This window comes from Bacteroides sp. NSJ-48, from assembly GCF_014287405.1.
GTDB lineage: Bacteria > Bacteroidota > Bacteroidia > Bacteroidales > Bacteroidaceae > Bacteroides > Bacteroides stercoris.
Genome location: NZ_JACOOD010000002.1, coordinates 176,353 through 193,026 on the forward strand (window position 1 = coordinate 176,353; position 16,674 = coordinate 193,026).

Sequence of the window (16,674 nt, forward strand, 5' to 3'; positions counted from 1 at the left end):
TAACACACAAAAAAAGAGCTAAGAGAAAGCCGTTTGACAGCTTTCTCCTTACTCTTTCTGAATTTAATTTCGTTGCTTGACAAAATAATGACGAATTATTTTGTTCCAACAAAGTGTACGGATGCAGGGAAATCTGCACCTAAGAACTTACCGGATACTGCCAGAGTAAACTCGATAGTGTTGCCTGTAACTTTGGCATCAGTCAAAGAATCTAACTTCAATGTTACTAAATCCATGCCTAAAATGGTCAAAGTTCCTGCTTTATCACCTTTGAAAGCTGTAATTTCACCGGTTTCTTCATCTACTTCTACTTCCAACTCGATAGTGATATTCCCCGGCATACTTCCGATCTGCGGAAAATCGCAACTCAAAATACCATTTTCAAGAGTATAAGATGCAGCACGTGGCTCATAATCTTCTCCTCTCATTTTGATTTGATCCATTGTACCGTTATAAGTACCTTCGTAATCGCTGATTGCCAATACGGTACTTACACCATCTACATCCATCACTGTGGCAGCGTCAGCAGACTGTGCCATTCCGAAACTTGCTGCAACAAGGGCAGCTCCTAAGAAAAATTTTCGCATCGTTTTTATAATTAAAGTTTAATAAAAAAATAATTACACTTTATTTTTGTTTGTTCAATAAAGTCCTCCAACGGCATCCTTTGTTTTTATCATACGATAAAGAAGAAGTATAACCTAACCTTCTGACCGTATCGTCTGGGTCAATGTCTGTATAATTTGCTTTCAGGAATGCTTGGGTTGATTCTCTATAGAAAGTGTTCTCTGAACAAGCGAAATAAGTACCGGCATATCCATCTTCACTATAGAAAATGGTCAGTTCCGGATAAACCAGATTAAAGTCTTTATTCAAATCACCTATACTGAGTTCTGCTACCATCTTGACATTCGACATGTCAAATGTTTCCAATGCGTCCAAGCATTCAATATCAATTCTGTAGGCTTTCAATTCATTTTTTTCGGGCAATTTGATTTCTTTCAGTATAGGACAACCCAGAACCATCAGACTACTGCCATACGTACCATTGCCTTCCGTTTCTTTATCTCCTTGACCCCAAATAGTGGAATAACTCAAATCTAACTTCTGCAATGCCGGGTTATTTTGGACCCAAGCACTTCGCAAATCTGTAGCATTGGATAAGTCGATATCTTCCACTTCTATATTTTGCAGGATGACTTGGGTTATGAATTTCCCTACTTTTATATTGGGCATAGAAGCTATACTTTCTTCTCCGGCAGAATAAAGGCTGATTTTAGCACCTTCCCAATAAGGATTCTCCACCAGAAACTGAATACCCTCAAAGTTGGTAACATTATCAGCAGGAGCAACAAGCAGTTCCTTTGTTTTCTGGTCGAGTCCCAAATGTTTGCTAAGGTCTATTTGGTCGCCGTTAAACAGATCGGCAAAATTTGTCTGCAAATAAGTGAGCAGGTTTGCGTCGGGCACGTCGCGCAGGGTGGTATAAGTTTGCAGATTGCCGTCGACATCAGTCATCTTCATATCAATGGTGCCGGCGGTGATGGCTTCCTTGTTTTGGCGGTAGAAACGCACGAGATCTTCGATATTCTCTTTAGCGGTTTCCGGAAGGTAAAGTTTGGTAATTTCGTGCAGGTTAGTCACAGTTTCATCACCGTTTTCTTCCACTACGACACTCACAAGATTATCATAGTCGTAGATTTCATTACCCGTCAGGTCTATTCCGGTGATTTGTTCCGGCAATTTGGCAAAGTCGAACGCCGGGCCGTAACCATTGTCCGACAGATCCACATCAGTCAAGTTAGGGAACATGGAAAGTTCTGCCAGTGCGTCTGTGGAAATCTGCGTTCCGGAGAGGTCAAGCGTCGTCGTATTGTTAGCCAAATCATCAAGCAACAGATTGCCGTCCTCGTTGAATGTGTAGCCTCTTTGAACAAGAATGGTTTTCAATTCGGTATTCTGCACGGCACCCGTGCTGTATGAGAGGGTGTTGTCGTCATCGCTGCACGATGCCCCTATCAGCAGCATTGCGAATGCCATCAAACCGACATGCAAATTGTTTCTTTTCATCTTTCTGTGATTTTATTATTTCGTTATTATTATTTCGGGGTGCAAAATTATAACGAGTTTACTCAGAGCACAATACCTAAAAATTGGTATATAATTAGAAGCAAATCACCACTCATTAACTAAAAAAATATAAACTTCGCTCCTGCTTTATAATTGTTTGTTAAAACGGTACTTGAAGGAGAGCATGAACCAACTACCTATCTGCTGCGTGTGTCTCTCCGACAATCCGGAGGAAGAGACGCTGCGGGTAAAGTTCTTTTTCTGGCTAAGGATGTCCGCCCAGTAGAATGACAGTTCCGCCTTCTTCTGTTTGAGGAAACGCCAAGAAAGGGAGGCGTTCCACACTACCTGGTCATCTTCGCCGGGGGTGATGTTCGTCCCGTTGCGGAAAGAATAATCGACATCGCTCCGCAACTGAATGCCGCCGGGCAGGTCGGCGTAGGCGTTCACCCCCAAGCGGTAGTCGCGGGTGTAATCGCCGGTTTCGCGCAAAAGGTTGGTGGAGTGGCGGAAACGCCAGTCACCCGTCAGGTCGAAACCTCCCCATTGGGGCTGGTAGCCAAAACGCAGGTTGGCATTCAGTGTCGTGTTGTGGGTCGTACTGCGCTCCGGCATCTCCTGCTGTCCCTCGTTGATAAGGCTTACGTTCTGGCTGAACGAAGCGCCGGTACGTGCGGTAACGGAAAATCGGCGTTTGATGCGCTTCTGGTATCGCACGGTGGCTCTTGCGTTCCAATTCCCGTTCACATTCACGGGATAGCTTTCTATACCGCCTGTTTGGGTATTGTACGTCACAGCCCGTGTCACACTGTTCACCGTGTTCGCCCAAGTCATGTCTCCGTTCAAACCTATCTTCGTGTCTCGTGCTTCTAAGCGCACCCTTTGGTTGTACGAAGGGCGCAGGCTGGGATTTCCCCGTGTAATGTTCAGCGGATCGCTGTTGTCGGTCAGTGTCAGCAGTTCGGTCAGTCCCGGCTGTTTCGTGTCTCCCTCGTAACTTAGTTGCACCCGTGTTTTCTTTTTGTGCCACAAGACGGTAACAGCCGGGTAGTAGTTCACGGAGGTTCTCAGCGTGTCGGCTTGCATCCGCCCGGTCTTCTGGTCGAGACTCTGCCGTTCGGGAACGACGGACAGGCCAGCGTTGATTTCCCAAGTTCTGTCCGTATAGTTAAGGTGGAGGGCCACTTCATGCGCTGTCGTGTGGCTTCGGCTTCTGTTGCTCAGGCTGTCGGTATAGGCTGCCTCGTAGCCTTCCGGCAGGGTGTACAAGGGTTCATCGTCCGTACCGTCGAAAAAGCGGGACAGGTCGTAGGTATTGCGGTCGTTGTTTTGGTTTTCCCGTCTGAATTTATACGAAAGTTGTGCCCGCAGGCTCTTGTGTAGTGGCTGTGTCAGTATCAGTCCCAAGCTGAATTTGCGGTTTCTGTTTGGGCTGTCATAATATTGATTACGGTAGAGGACGGAATCGTTACCCCACTCATCCTGCAATTGGTAATAGGTGGTGGAGGACACGGAAAACGCCTCGTTCTTTCCTCTCCCCTCCGAGTATTGCATGGTTAGCCCCAAACTGCTGCCTTTCTCGTTCAGCCGTCGGGTGAGGTCGGCGTTCAGGAAATACTGCCGGTTGGCGCTTGTTGAACGGGAGTTCATGCGGATGCCATTCACCCGGATATCGTTTTCCGTTTGGCCGTTTTCTTCCCCATTGAACGGTGCTGTGATATCCAATTCTGGATTTTCATTGTAGGTCGCCTGCCGGCTGTCACTCCCGTTTGTCCCTTTCATCGCACTAAAGCTGCCTGAAAGGTTCAGCAAGGTCATCTTATCGATATTCCATTTCATGCTTAGCATGGTGCTTGCCATGCGGTTGGTGTTGTGGCGGTCGCTGGTCGCATAGCGGTAGCGGTTCCCCGTTTTCAGGTATTGCTCGTAGTAAGATGTCCCCTCGTTCCCATTGATAGCATTGCTGTACATGACATTCCCGTTAAGGTGTATCTTCTTTCCGAACTTTTTCAGGAAGTTCACCGCTACATTGTCTTGGCGGTTGTCTTTGTTTGCGGATGTCATGTTGCGGTTGCCGCTTTTGGCGATTACCGACAGGTTTTCCCCGCCGGTTTTGAAGAAATTGCTGATTAGTTCCGCTTCTTTTTTCTTGTTGTTACCCTTGCCTGCGGCTACGGAAGTCATCAGTGTACCGTTGAACTCCTTCTTGGTTTGCAGGTCGAGCACATAGTTTTCTTCCCCTGTTTTTATCCCCATGAATTTCTCCATTTCGCTACGCTTGTCATACACTTTTATCCTGCTTACCAAATCGGCGGGCAGATTTTCCAAAGCCAGCGCATGGTTTCCTGCAAAGAACGCTTCCCCGTTAACATTGATTTCCGCAATGGGAAGCCCATTATAAACCAAGGTTTTGTTTTGCCTGTCATATTCCAAGCCCGGTATCTTTTTTACCAGCTCTTCCAAGTTCGAGCCTTCGGGAATCCGGTAGGCATCGGCATTGATGACGGTAGTGTCGCCCACCAGTTCCACCTCCTTTATGGGAGCCGTGACCACCACTTCGGACAGTTCAAGACCTTCTGTCAAGACAATGTTTCCGACATGGATTTTCGTCTTGCCTGTATTTAATGCACGAAACTCCGGCTTCATACCTATATAAGAAACTTTCAGCAGGTAAGGCGATTCTTTCTTTGCATGGAAGCTAAGACGGAAATTCCCGCCGGCATCACTCATCACCCCTTTTACAAGGGTGGAATCCCCGGCTTCGAGTACCAAGATATTGGTATAGGGCAACACCTCTTGTCCTTCTCCATTGTTGGAAACGACAAGGGTCTTTCCGGTCACATCCACCCTCTGTTGGGCAAATAGAGTTATCGGAAACAGGAACATAAGTATCAGTCCGAGAACAGATATACGCACAATTACCCGTTATTTTTTTATAGTTTTTAAAAGAAATGAAAAACGGGTACAAAATTACAAGCTTTTACCAGCCGTGCCAATACCAAACAATCGGTATATATAATAACTCATTACTTTAACCTTCAACATATAAAAAATGGTCGGAACGATACAGAGTACAAGAAAACCTGCCGTACAACCGGGTCTTTTCCAGAGCATGGCGTCATGTATGAACCGGACATTTGTCGTGCAAATGAAAGCCTTCCAAAGAAACAAACCCCAGTCCACAATAAAAACAAATCCGGCAACCGTTCTTTTATAGAACCGGCTGCCGGACGAGCCAAATTGCGGAAACTGTTACCGTTTCCCTTCCAGAATCAGAATCGGCCGACCCGCAAAGCATTCACGAAAGCGCTGGCCTCTTCTCCCGTATAATGGAGTACGGAAGATGCCGGTTCGTAAGCGTAAGGAACATACTTCAGCAACTGGACGGCAGCGAAGTTACCGTCCTGCGAAACCATGTAGTCCATCCGCACACCGCCGTCCTTCTTCGGCAGTACCTCTGCCTTGCCGTCAAAAGTCTTCTCCTCCAGCAACCGCCCCAATACAGAGAGGTCGCCCGCATCGAAGAAACAAGAACCTTTTTTCACCAAACTGCCGGTCGGAACGTATATCAGACTCCTTTTTCTTATCATCAGGCGAATACCTCCGGCCACCAGAAAGGCGATTCCGCCGACCAGCAGGACAGGACCTGACGCGGAAGAGGAATCTTCCACTTTCGACGAGAAAAACAGAAGGCACAGTCCCACCGCACAAAAAAGGAGGGAAAGAATAAGAGCCGAAATATTGGTAATCTTCTTTATATCGGGATGCGCTGCGGAAAACAGGGTTTCGGCAGCAGAAATGTTTTGATTCATACGGATTGAAAATTTTATTTTTGCTGATTGTTCAATAATAAGATATACTCACGACGAACAGCCACACCCCGCTTTTCAGCCAAGTGTAACCGTCAGTATAAACGATAAAAAAACAAACCGCTAAATCAGAATCCGTCTCATCCCGAAGATATAATGCTCGCAGGCATTATCCCAGTTCGGGCTACGGGAAGAGTCATGCACGAGGGTACAACAATAGGTCAGGTTGTTCATGCGGCAAATGAGATACCGCTGTAAAATTCGGAGAAAATGGGCCGTTTCCACAGATATGTACCGAAGATGCATCCCCTTTACCGATGCGCCGGCACGGCAAGCCACATCGGGGATTTCCCCGATTATGCCTGTTATGTCGCTGTCCTTTTTTTGCCGGATAGAGTCTCTGTCATGGAATTGCTGAAAAGAGGCGTTGTCCGTATTTCGGACACAACATTCCTGCGCAGCCGCCACACCGGCCGCCGGAACATGCAGCGCCCCGGAATTGCATACCAAGGCCAGCAGCACCAACGATAGAACAGCAACGAATCCTTTCATACCTTAATTTTGCCTTGCAAAGGTAAGCATAAAGGCATTTTTTTACCATTCCCGTGAAATGATTAACAAAAATAAACGGAATCATCTGTGTTTTCCACCCGCAGGACTTAATGCGGGGGCCTCTCTGGATTCGGCCAGTGCCGCCACGCACTCTTCGCGTATGGACTTGATGTAATCCAGTACCATTAACGGATCGACACTTTTTCCATCGAGCTTGCAGGAAATATGCAGGTGTTCGCTGGTGCTGCGTCCTGTAGAACCGGTAATACCGACGACATCCCTCGGCCCGATAGCAGCCCCTTTCCGGGTAAGGATACGCGACAGGTGGCAATAGCTGACCGTGTAGTCTCCATGCCGTAAGGTCACATACTTGCCGGAGGATTTGTCCTGCCCGACTTTCACTACCACTCCCGCCATCATGGCCATCACCTCGTCGCCCCGTGCGTGGAGGTCGATTCCGTTGTGAAACTTCTTTTTTCCGGTAAAAGGATCTTTCCGATACCCATAAAGCGAGTTGATTTTCATCCGGTGCAGCGGATAGCTTACGCTAAGGTAACGCTCTATCCATACGTGTTTGCAGGTGTCGGCGGGCAATGCCGGGGCGGCGTCTCCTGCCGACGGTAAGGAGTCTTGGACGGAAAGCATGTTTCCGGGCAAGGTCGCCACATTATCCCTACCGGCAGAAACGACTTCAACCCTGTATCGGGACGGCACGGTCGAGACCGTATTGAATTGTGCTTGAACGGGGCCTGCGATACTTGCAGCACCCGCCATCAAAACCAGTAGTTTCTTTCTCATGCGGCAAATATAACCAGCCCTGCCCAAGATGTCCCGTTTCCACGGCCTTTTTCGACCAAAGTACAACAAAAAAAGCATTCAGAGTATGAATTTATGCGCAAAATCATACTCTGAACATAAAAATAAACTCTCTTAATACACTAATATTATTCTATTATATACAAGGGAATGAAAAGAATCTATCTTTGCAAAGTGTAATTCAAAATACAAAATTAAATATGAATGTAGTACGATTTGAACTAATTGAATTGCCCTATCCGACACTGGCCCGATTCGGGCTTACACAGGAGATGATCGAGGACTTGCCGATGCGTGTCCTCGATGAGATTTGCGACGGCAGACACTCTCCCGTGCTTCCGGTCCGTGTCCGTGACGAGAAGGGAGAACTAATCGAAAGCCGCAGCCGCTTCGCCCTTGTCCGTAGAGATGACGGTCTGTCGGACGTGGTATTTTATCCCGTCCTGGAATCCTCGCCACTGGAACGCTACGACGAGGCGCAACAGAAACAACTGCTCGCAGGCAAGGCGATTCTTGCCGATGTGGAGACGGCAGACGGACGGCACAGCAAGGCATTCGTGCAGATAGACGAGGAAACGAAGCAGGTGATGTATATCCCCACGCCGATTATCGGGCGCAACCTGCAAGTGCTGGCCGACATAATGCACCTCGGTACAATGGAGGTAAACAGTATGCAGAACGGCGAACCGCTGACACTGGTCGTGGACGATGAACCCGTCACGGTGGGCATCGACCTGCATGACAAGACCGGCATCCGCTTCTGTTCGGGCGACAGCCAGAAATGGAAAGAACAGCCCAAACGCGAGTGGGACAAGTACACTTTCGGCGTGTACGGCTGCTGGGTGATGGACGATGACGGCAACCTCGACTATGTTCCCGAAGAGGAATATACCGAAGAACTGTGGAACGAACAGAAGAAAAGCGCCGAGCGTAACCGTGCGGCGGGAGTTCACAAATAATATCTTAACATCCAGCGAATATGGCAGAACACCAATATTATTCCGAAGAGGTACTTATCGAGAAGATGGAGCGCGGCGAATACGGCTGGCTCGACTATGTGAATCATTTCTCGCCCGAATGGCAGGAGGAATATGCCCGCTATTGCAAGGAGCACAGCCTTATGGCGGGCAACGAATCCGCCGCCGAGTTCGTCCACTACAAGGACGAGCAACTGGAGGCGGCGATGGAGAACGGAGATGCATAACGGAAACCCTTTTTAACAACGGATTATGGCGATACGAAAGAATACCAACCCCCGAATGATGGACCTGCAACCCGAAATGCAGGACATATTGAGGCGTAACGGTATGCAGGCCCACGTGGTCAGCGACGGCACGGGCTACCGGCTCGTGGTGCAGGGCCACGATTCGCCGCTGCTGACCTACGACCTTACCGAGCGTCAGATGTTGGCCCTGACGGACTGGGGAACAAACTCGGCCAACAAGAAAGCCTACAACGTGTTCACGAGCATTGTAGGGAAAGACTTTTATATGCCCAAGAACTTCGTCCATGCCCGCAATGCCAACGGTCGTGTCGCTATGGGGCTGCACGGCTACCGTATCGGTATCGGCGAATACGGGCATGTGGGACGGTTGGGTATGCCGCCCCCGTTTCTCGGCTGGACGCCACGCCACCAGTGGGGCTTCCATCTGCGGCGGGTCGGCGGCCAACTGTTCTATCCGGGACCGCCCGTTGTCCCTGAACGGTGGGACGGACGCATGAAGCCGGGCGAATTGCAGTCGGGCGGCTACGGCTTCTATTACAAATACAAGGCCGGACAACCGGTGCAACCGGCACAACAGGCCGACGTCCTGCAAAACCTGCAGACGGTCATCACGCCGCTGGTCAGCCGTCCGCGCAGCACGGAACCGGCCCGTACCTACAAGGAACTGATAAGCTCTCCTGTCTATTTTTCCAACGAGAAATGGCAGGAATGTCTTGCCTCCCACGGCCTTATCGTCGATAAGGAGGCACGGACACTGACCGTACAGTCCGAAAAGGTGACCGCCGATCTGGTCTATGACCTGACGGAAGAAGAAACGGCCGTCCTGACCTCCAACTCCATCGAGGAACAACCGGTCGAGAAGCGGCTGGAAGTCCTGAACGGGGTTATCGGGGCGGATTTTGCCGACAAGGTAACGATGGCGGACCTCGACAGCAAACAACGTATCGCCCTTGGTCTGCACCCCGAAGTACAGGAGGAACTGACGCAGCGTCAGCAACAGGAGCAGGAAATCCTCTCCCCACTGGAAAACCAGCTCCGGCAGGAGATGCCGTATGGTGCGGCTGCTTCCGTCGATGGACGGGATATTTCCGTCCTTGACGAGCGCAAGGGCTGGTACCGAGAAGAACGGCACGGCAGGGAGGTCGAGGTCGGCGAGATAGCCGTACACCCGTCCCCCATAGAGGGCAAGTACAAGATGACGGCCGTCATCGACGGGCAGGTCATCAGCCACGAGATCAGCCAGAAGGATTACGACAAATTCCTTGCGGTCGATGACTACCACCGCATGAAAATCTTTTCGAAAATATTCAGCGAGGTGGACATGAAGATGCGGCCGGAAGCACAGCGCGGTCTCGGCGTGAAGATTTTCGCCGCCCTTGCGGCAGGAACGGTCGTCACGGCGGGTGTCGTCCACGGCCTGCGGCATCATCATCACGGTCCGGAGTTCTACGGTGAGCGTTTCGGAGGCGAGCCGCGTCCGTATTTCAAGCCCGGTGTCGATACGCCGAGGGACGTGGCTATACGCAATTTCGAGGCACAGATGAATCAGGATATTAACGATATGAGAAGAGGGAGATAAAGACAATTATGAGAGAAGGAGACCTTACCTACGACGACTTCCTGCAAAGGCTGAACATTCAGGACGTGCTGATTGACGCGGGCTACCACCTGAACCGGCGCGACGGCCTGCGCTATCCCTCGTATGTCCGTCTGGACAGCGAGGGACGGCGTATCCGTGGCGACAAGTTCATCGTGACGCAACAGGGAAAGTGCTGCTTCCAAGCACAGCAGCAGAAAGTCTATAACATCATCTCGTTCATCAAGGCGCACCCGCAGTTTTTCGCTGAATACCGTGCGGGCATGTCTCCCGACCGACTGGTGAACCTCGTGTGCAACCGGCTGCTGAACCATCCCATCGAGGACCGGACAACGCGGATTATACAGCCCAAGCGGGACATCCGCCCGTTCGACATCGCGAACTACGACCTGTACAAGTTCAACCCGCAGGACCGGGAGACACAGAAGAAGTTCTATCCTTATTTCAAGAGCCGGGGTATCGACCTCTACACCCAGTACGCCTTCCACCGCCACTTCTGTCTGGCGACGAAACACCGTGAGGACGGTGCGGCATACACCAATCTCGCTTTTCCGCTGACCTTGCCCAAAGGCGACGGCACGGTCGTGGGCTTCGAGGAACGGGGACGTGCAAGAATGGACGGAAGCGGCAGCTACAAAGGCAAGGCCGAGGGCAGCAATTCGAGCGAGGGGCTGTGGATTGCCAGCCCTGCCCAAACCCCACTTGCGGAAGCTAAGCGTATCTATTGGTTCGAGAGTGCCTACGACGCGATGGCTTATTACCAGCTTAACCAGAAATGGGACAAGGAACTGCGAAAGGGAGTGTTCGTTTCTACCGGCGGGGCACCGAGCCAACAGCAGTTCAAAGCCATGATAAAGGCCACTCCACGCGCTTACCACCATCTCTGCTTCGACCAGGACCGTGCCGGACAGATCTTCGCCATCAACTTCGCGCTCACCCAGGCGGGCAAGACATTCACCAGCAACGTGACGAAAGACGACAAACTGCTGGTCCGTATCAGTGGCGAGGAGAACCAGAACTACGAAATAAAACTCGAACCCTTCGACTTTCACAGGATAATCGGCACGCTTTTACGTCCCAAAGAAATCTATCGGGAAGATGGTACGCTCGACTATCGGACAATCGGCGACGGATATTTGCAGGAGATGAGCATGGTGTGCCAAGACGAGTACGAGATAGCCCTTGCCGAGGGTTCGGCCAGTGAGGAAACACTGGAGGGCATGAGACAAAATATCATGGCCATAGAGGATGCGATCCGTAATCTTCCCGCTCCCGGCGAGGACAGCACCGACCTTATTGTGTACGAGCCCGCTGAAAAAGGCTATAAGGACTGGAACGAACAGCTCTTGGCAAAGATCAGGCTGCAAGAATCAGTTCACGAAGAGCCGGCCAGAAGAGAAGAACCCGAACAGGAACGGCAAGCACGTTTCCACCGATGACAACGCAGTACCCCCTACATGAAACAACAAAAGAAAAGAGAAGACAATGAATGACAAGAAATTGACACATAATGATTTTTTGCAAAGACTCGATATCCGGGATGTACTGCTTGATGCCGGGTATCGCCAGAACCGACGCTTCGGACTACGCCTCTCCTCGTTTATCCGCACGGACAGTGAGGAAAAGCGTATCCGGGGTGACAAGTTCGTCATAACGCAACAGGGAAAATGCTGTTGCCAACCACCCCGGCAGAAGGAATACAACGTCGTTTCGTTCATCAAGGAGCACCCGGCGTTATTCGCGGAATATTATGAGGGAATAGACCTGAACCGGCTGGTAAACCTCGTGTGCAGCCGCCTGCTGAACATCCCCTTCGAAGAATACGAGGTGCAAACCGTACCGGTCAAGCAAGACCTACGACCATTCGATATAACAGACTACGACCTGCACAGATTCAACCCTCAAGACCATGAGATGCAGGAGATATTCTATCCCTATTTCAAGAACCGGGGTATCGACCTCAGCACGCAGAATGCTTTCCACCGTCATTTCTGCCTGGCAACAAAACACGGCGCAGACGGTGCGGCATACACCTGTCTCGCTTTTCCACTGACCTTGCCCAAAGAGGGCGGTACGGTCGTGGGTTTCGAGGAACGGGAACGTATGAGAATGGACGGATGCGATAGCTATAAAGGCAAGAGCGAGGAAAGCAATGAGAGCGAAGGGTTGTGGATTGCAAGTCCTGCCGGAACACCTCTTGCCGAGGCCAAACATATCTACTGGTTCGGGAGTACCTATGACGCGATGGCCTATTACCAACTCCATCAGGCGAAGAACAAGGATTTGAGAAAGGCGGTCTTTATCTCAACGGGCGGCAAGCCTATCGGGAAACAGATGAGAGAGATACTTGATCTTACCATCCCTGCCCGGCAACATATCTGTTTCGATAATACCCGGAAAGGGTCGAATCTCACATGGGATTTGCAAAAGGAGATATGCCGCTCAGTACGTTTTGCCATAGAGGAAACGCCGGAGAGGAAACCCTATCTCGATTCCATACCGGACGGCGGGGATTTGACAGACGGAGAATTTTACCTATTGCCCAAGGGTGGTTTGCAAGAAATCTGCATACGGTTCGACGCCGAATCGGAAGAAGCGGAGTCGATGCGTTCGAGCGGGTTGTGTGCCCCGGAAGACGTGCAGGACCAGATAGATACCACGAACAAGTGCTACCGGGAATATCGAGAGAAACTACGGGAGTTCCTTGGTATTGACAGGGAGCATGATGTCTCCATTACCTGGGAAAGTCCGGATTATCGCCATACGAGCTGGAACGAACAGCTTTTGGCTGAACAGAAACGTGAAGAGACTGTCGGGCAGGAGTCGGAAAAAGAAGAAAACGCCGGGCAGGAACGACAGATACACTTTCGCCGATGACCATGCCATATACCATACAAGATGTCCGGAACATTATCCTGCGCCCGCACGCCGGGCAATTCGTCATCGACGAACTGCCATTGATATTCATGTGCATGGCGGGACTGGTGTACGGCGGCATGGAAGGTATGCCGCTTGGCGGTATGGCGACGGTCATTGCCTTGTTTCTGTTCCTCGTGCTGCTGTATCGTTTCATTTGCCTGCGCCGGATATGTTACCGGGTCGGCAACGAACAGCTTGTCTGCGAGCGGGGACTTTTCTGCCGCAGGGTGGACTACATGGAACTGTACCGTATCGTGGACTTTCAGGAACACCAGAGCCTCCTGCAACAGCTTTGCGGTCTGAAAACGGTCGTTATCCTTTCGACGGACCGGAACAGCCCGAAGCTCGACCTTATCGGTATCCGGCGCGGAAACGACATCGTGGCGATTATCCGTGAACGTGTGGAAATCAATAAACGAAAAAAGGGAATCTATGAGATTACGAATCATTAGCATATGGGTGGTCTTTGTGCTTGCCGGTCTGCTTCCGCAATTGGCCAAGGCGCAGGTTGCCGCTTCGAACCCGTTGGAATGGGCAGCCTTGGCCGAGGGAAACGAACTGATAAACGGCCAGATAGACAAACAAATCAAAGGGCAGACACAGACCGCCCTGATGCAGAACAGTATCGCAGCGGAGTTCAACCGCATACATGAGTGGGAAAAGCAGTACAACAGTTACCTCAAGACGGCGAACGGTTATGCTTCGTCGCTGAAAGCCTGTACCCACCTCTATAACGACGGCGTGCGGATTTTCCTCACGCTGGGAAAACTGGGCAAAGCCATCGGGGACAACCCGCAGGGCATCGTCGCCAGCATGAACATGAACAACCTCTATATCGAGACGGCGACGGAGCTGGTTTCCGTGTTCACGTTGCTGAACGACGCCGTGGCCAAAGGCGGCACGGAAAACATGCTCACGGGGGCGGAACGGAGCAAAACCCTGTGGGCTTTGAACGACCAGCTCGCGGCATTCAGCCGGAAACTGCATCTGCTCTATTTGAGCCTGCGCTATTATACCCTGAACGACGTGTGGAACAACATAACGGCGGGTATGATAGACCGCAGCAACGGCGAGGTGGCCCGTCTGGCCATGTCCCGCTGGCGCAGGGCGGCAGCCATCGCCCGTTGAAAAAAGGATAATAAAAAACGAAGAACGATGAAGCGGATAATCTCGATATGGATTCTGTTGCTGTGCGCCGGTATCTCGAAGGTACAGGCGCAGAACGATGCGACCCTTGCGGGAATGATTCTGGTTTATACCAACAAGGCCGAGAAGGAACTGAAAAACCAAGAGAAGGTCATGCTGATGCAAACTACAGGGCATGTGTGGACGAAGGAAGAAGTGGAAGGCACGACGGACTTGCAACGGGAGTTCAACAATTACCTGAACTCGTTCCGCTCGATTGTCTGCTATGCGGCTCAGATTTACGGTTTTTACCATGAAATATCGCAGCTTACAGACAACATGGGCGACTTCACCAAACAATTGAGCAGACATTCGACGGGTGCATTGGCCGTCGCCCTCTCCACGCGGCGCAACCAGATTTACCGGGAGATGATATTGAACAGCGTGGAAATCGTGAACGATATACGCACGGCCTGCCTCTCGGACAACAAGATGACGGAAAGGGAACGTATGGAGATCGTGTTCGGCATACGTCCGAAACTCCGGTCGATGAACCGGACGCTGCAGCGACTGACCAAGGCAGTGAAATACACCACGATGGGCGACATCTGGCGGGAAATCGACGAGGGCGCACGCCCTGTCGCGGACAAGTACGACATCGTGAAAGCCGCCCAAAGACGCTGGCGGCAAATTGGAAGAAATGTAAGACCCTAAAAAAAAGAATAAAAATATGGGAGCTTGGGATACGATATTGAAATACGGCGGAAAGGCCATGAAAGGCATGGGCAAGGCCGCCAATGCGACGGGGAAAAGTGCCGGTCATGCGGTACTGCATCCCTCGCAGACCCTTCGGGGAGCCGGGCAGGCGGTCAAAACGGCTACCGCCGGAGCTGCCGTCGGTTATGTGGGTTGGGAAAAACTGACCACCGACAAAAGTGTCGCACGGATCGTCAGTGAGGCCGTAGTCGGCAAATCCGCCACGGATGCCCTTGCAGGTACGACCGAAGACATGAAGGAACTGAAAGACAAAGCCGGAGAGACGGTCTCTGCCATAGGTGAGGCTGTGGGAGGCGCGGACTCGAAACTGAACGGGGTATCGAACTTCCTGCGGGAAGCCTCCGGCGGTGGGTTGTTCAACATGCTCAGCGGCTTTTTGCGAAACCTCGGAGGGGGCAATGTGTCGGGATTGAACATTGCAGGACTTATCGCAGCAGCGTACCTCGTGTTCGGACGTTTCGGCTGGCTGGGTAAAATCGCCGGTCTGTTTCTGGGCATGATGCTTATCGGCAACAATGCGGGCGTTGTCCGCACGGTTCCCTCGGAAACGGTATCGAGGACACAGACGCCGACACTCTCTCCGGAGGAACAAACGCAAAGCGGAGGAATGAGAAGATAGAAACACGAAAATATATATCACAATGAAATATACGGAAGAAATGATTCTGCACTCCGACAGCGGCTATTGTATGCCGTTCGAGGAGCCGCAGGGGAAAGATGTGGAGATGTCGCTCGGCTACGGCGAACAGGTACACCCGGCAACGGGAGAAAAGTTCTTTCATCACGGAATAGACTTCAACGTGAGGTGTTACATGCTGTCAGCCGTGGCCAGCGGCATCGTGTCAGGTGTGGGCAACGACCCGGTACATGGCATTTGCCAGACGGTCCGTTACGGCGGGTACGAGGTGACATACGGTCATCTGTCGAATGTATTCGCCCAATTCGGACAGCGGGTGAAAGCCGGACAAACGGTGGCTTTGAGCGGCGAACTGCTGCATATAGAAGTCAAATTCAAGGGCGAGGAACTGAACCCAATAGAGTTCCTGACCATGTTGTACGGCAACATCAAGGCTTTGCAGGAAGCCGACGGCAATGGTGCGGCGTCTTTTTACGATGCGGAAACAAGAGTAAAAAACGACTACGAGAAGGATCAAAGGGAAATAGAAGAGCTGATGCTCCGCTTTCTGCCACTTTACATGGAGGATTTACAGCGGGGAGCGTACACGGTGCCCGCACATACGGAGCAGTCGCTGCGCCACATCTTTACAATGGGAGCTGCGAAGGAGTATTTCTATGAGAAGATGCCGAGCATGTACAACCCGCTGGGACTGGGGCGCAAAGCCATGCCGCTGGCCTGCAAGGTACAGAACCTGCTGATAGCGGATTTCCTGAACTACCTTGCCCTGCGGCATGATGTGTACCTTTCCGCAACAGGCGGCGAGGTAAAAAAAAACTTCATGACGAAGCCGTAGCGGGCAGCGGACTCATTGATCTGTTGGCGGAACTGGACATCGACATCCAGAGCTTCGACATACCGAGAATCGTCTCCGTCTATCCCGACCGTGCCGGAGTCCGCTGGTGGACGAAGGCATGGTTCAACAACCGGGAGGAAGGGGAAGCCTCGGTAGAAATCGAGCGGGAACAGGCGATACGTTTCATTCACGACAATATCGAAAAGGACACGTGGCTCGAAGAGTTTTTCCCCAAGCAAATGGAGGTGTACCATAACGCTATCGAGCAGACGAAGGAACAACTGTTGAAACAAATAAACATGATATAGAAAG

The 16,674-nt window shown here is 51.1% G+C and carries 17 protein-coding genes; 11 read left to right on the plus strand and 6 right to left on the minus strand.

The features are described 5' to 3' along the window. Positions 1 to 95: 95 nt before the first annotated feature. The 6 genes from H8S52_RS01860 to H8S52_RS01885 all read right to left on the minus strand — a co-directional run bounded on the left by H8S52_RS01860 (position 96) and on the right by H8S52_RS01885 (position 7,307). Complete coding sequence (locus H8S52_RS01860) at positions 96 to 587, minus strand: hypothetical protein (protein ID WP_007569380.1); 492 nt, start codon at positions 585 to 587, stop codon at positions 96 to 98. A gap of 40 nt (positions 588 to 627) precedes the next feature. Then, complete coding sequence (locus H8S52_RS01865; RefSeq protein WP_007569382.1) at positions 628 to 2,070, minus strand: hypothetical protein; 1,443 nt, start codon at positions 2,068 to 2,070, stop codon at positions 628 to 630. 147 nt (positions 2,071 to 2,217) lie between these two features. Next, entirely contained in the window at positions 2,218 to 4,956 is a 2,739-nt protein-coding gene (locus H8S52_RS01870; protein WP_007567535.1) for an outer membrane beta-barrel protein, read from the minus strand. A gap of 386 nt (positions 4,957 to 5,342) precedes the next feature. After that, on the minus strand, positions 5,343 to 5,882 hold the full coding sequence (locus H8S52_RS01875) for a hypothetical protein (protein ID WP_007567538.1): 540 nt from the start codon (positions 5,880 to 5,882) through the stop codon (positions 5,343 to 5,345). Positions 5,883 to 6,002: 120 nt separating this feature from the next. Continuing rightward, positions 6,003 to 6,431, minus strand: coding sequence for a hypothetical protein (locus H8S52_RS01880; protein ID WP_007567540.1), 429 nt, complete (start codon positions 6,429 to 6,431; stop codon positions 6,003 to 6,005). An 81-nt stretch (positions 6,432 to 6,512) separates the two neighbouring features. Beyond that, positions 6,513 to 7,307: a M23 family metallopeptidase gene (locus tag H8S52_RS01885; protein WP_007567541.1), complete on the minus strand. Its 795-nt coding sequence runs from the start codon at positions 7,305 to 7,307 to the stop codon at positions 6,513 to 6,515. Between the two features lie 140 nt (positions 7,308 to 7,447). Here H8S52_RS01885 and H8S52_RS01890 point away from each other — a divergent pair, with 140 nt between their 5' ends. From H8S52_RS01890 to H8S52_RS01940, 11 genes are read left to right on the plus strand one after another with little or no spacing between them, the layout of a single operon-like run. Further along, positions 7,448 to 8,206, plus strand: a complete 759-nt coding sequence (locus H8S52_RS01890; protein WP_007567550.1) for a DUF4099 domain-containing protein — start codon at positions 7,448 to 7,450, stop codon at positions 8,204 to 8,206. 20 nt (positions 8,207 to 8,226) lie between these two features. Continuing rightward, on the plus strand, positions 8,227 to 8,451 hold the full coding sequence (locus H8S52_RS01895; RefSeq protein WP_007567552.1) for a hypothetical protein: 225 nt from the start codon (positions 8,227 to 8,229) through the stop codon (positions 8,449 to 8,451). 25 nt (positions 8,452 to 8,476) lie between these two features. After that, positions 8,477 to 10,051 (plus strand): hypothetical protein, encoded by a 1,575-nt coding sequence (locus H8S52_RS01900; RefSeq protein WP_007567553.1) that lies wholly within the window; start codon positions 8,477 to 8,479, stop codon positions 10,049 to 10,051. A gap of 8 nt (positions 10,052 to 10,059) precedes the next feature. Further along, a complete protein-coding gene (locus H8S52_RS01905; protein WP_007567554.1) occupies positions 10,060 to 11,508 on the plus strand; it encodes a toprim domain-containing protein in 1,449 nt (482 codons plus the stop codon). Between the two features lie 46 nt (positions 11,509 to 11,554). Beyond that, the gene (locus tag H8S52_RS01910; protein ID WP_007567560.1) at positions 11,555 to 12,946 is read left to right on the plus strand and encodes a toprim domain-containing protein; all 1,392 of its coding nucleotides are present in this window, start codon (positions 11,555 to 11,557) and stop codon (positions 12,944 to 12,946) included. After that, positions 12,943 to 13,440 carry a PH domain-containing protein gene (locus tag H8S52_RS01915; RefSeq protein WP_007567564.1) on the plus strand — a complete coding sequence of 166 codons (498 nt, stop codon included), beginning with the start codon at positions 12,943 to 12,945 and terminating at the stop codon, positions 13,438 to 13,440. Before H8S52_RS01910 ends, H8S52_RS01915 begins: the two co-directional genes overlap by 4 nt. Beyond that, a complete protein-coding gene (locus H8S52_RS01920) occupies positions 13,421 to 14,116 on the plus strand; it encodes a hypothetical protein (RefSeq protein ID WP_007567566.1) in 696 nt (231 codons plus the stop codon). Before H8S52_RS01915 ends, H8S52_RS01920 begins: the two co-directional genes overlap by 20 nt. A 27-nt stretch (positions 14,117 to 14,143) precedes the next feature. Next, positions 14,144 to 14,827 carry a hypothetical protein gene (locus H8S52_RS01925; RefSeq protein ID WP_008655035.1) on the plus strand — a complete coding sequence of 228 codons (684 nt, stop codon included), beginning with the start codon at positions 14,144 to 14,146 and terminating at the stop codon, positions 14,825 to 14,827. Between the two features lie 16 nt (positions 14,828 to 14,843). Then, a complete protein-coding gene (locus H8S52_RS01930) occupies positions 14,844 to 15,509 on the plus strand; it encodes a hypothetical protein (protein WP_008655034.1) in 666 nt (221 codons plus the stop codon). 22 nt (positions 15,510 to 15,531) lie between these two features. Beyond that, positions 15,532 to 16,362 (plus strand): M23 family metallopeptidase, encoded by an 831-nt coding sequence (locus H8S52_RS01935; RefSeq protein WP_008655033.1) that lies wholly within the window; start codon positions 15,532 to 15,534, stop codon positions 16,360 to 16,362. 23 nt (positions 16,363 to 16,385) lie between these two features. Beyond that, positions 16,386 to 16,670, plus strand: a complete 285-nt coding sequence (locus H8S52_RS01940; RefSeq protein WP_008655032.1) for a hypothetical protein — start codon at positions 16,386 to 16,388, stop codon at positions 16,668 to 16,670. Positions 16,671 to 16,674: the final 4 nt, after the last annotated feature.